This is a genomic window from Vibrio sp. 1288, assembly GCF_033344475.1.
In genome coordinates this window covers 1-690 of the sequence record NZ_JAWPOX010000543.1, presented here as the reverse complement: position 1 = coordinate 690, position 690 = coordinate 1, and the positions used below count along the sequence as shown (strand labels likewise).

At 42.2% G+C, this 690-nt stretch carries 1 protein-coding gene; it reads left to right on the top strand.

The features are described from left to right. The coding region (locus R8O11_RS27925; RefSeq protein WP_318194960.1) for a LysR substrate-binding domain-containing protein at positions 1-542 on the top strand (542 nt) is incomplete at its 5' end. Positions 543-690: the final 148 nt, after the last annotated feature.

Below are 690 nucleotides of genomic sequence, written 5' to 3'. Positions count from 1 at the left end.
AAAAATACCCCGATATCACTCTGCAACTCACCACGACGCTACCCGGTCAACTGCCGGAACTGAGTTTGGATCTCTTCATCAGTCGTCATTTAGAACAGCTCAATTCATTAAGCTTTAAAGCCACCCCGCTGTTCGAACACAAAGCTCAGTTTTATGCAGCGCCGAGTTACTTAGAAAAATACGGCACGCCACAAAATGTTGAAGAGCTGACAAGACACAATATTTTGATTTGGGGAGAAAAACCTGCAAGAGAGATCAAAACCAACCGAGGGAAAAGAGTGAGCTTGTCAGGCAACTTCGCAACGACCAATCCTGAAGCTCTGTTTCATGGTGCAAAACGCGGAATGGGTATCTTGATGACCAACAACGTAATGATCAAAGACGATTTAAAATCCGGGGCGCTAGTGCCTATTTTGCCGGATGTTACAGCCGACGAGGCTACGGTGTATGCGTATTACCCAAAACTGGATTATCAACACACACGCACCCAATTGTTCCTCGACTATCTAAAATCCCGTTTAGAAGAAGAAAAACGCATCTAATTTGATAGTTTTCTTGTTAAATGTGTGAGTAAGCGACTACTTTGAAATTAATGCCTCAAACTTTGATAACACTCTAGTCTTACTAGACTCACCTATTAGTGTTAATTCCTTGTCTGTTGGGATTCAAAGTTTGAAAAATCTCCTTAAG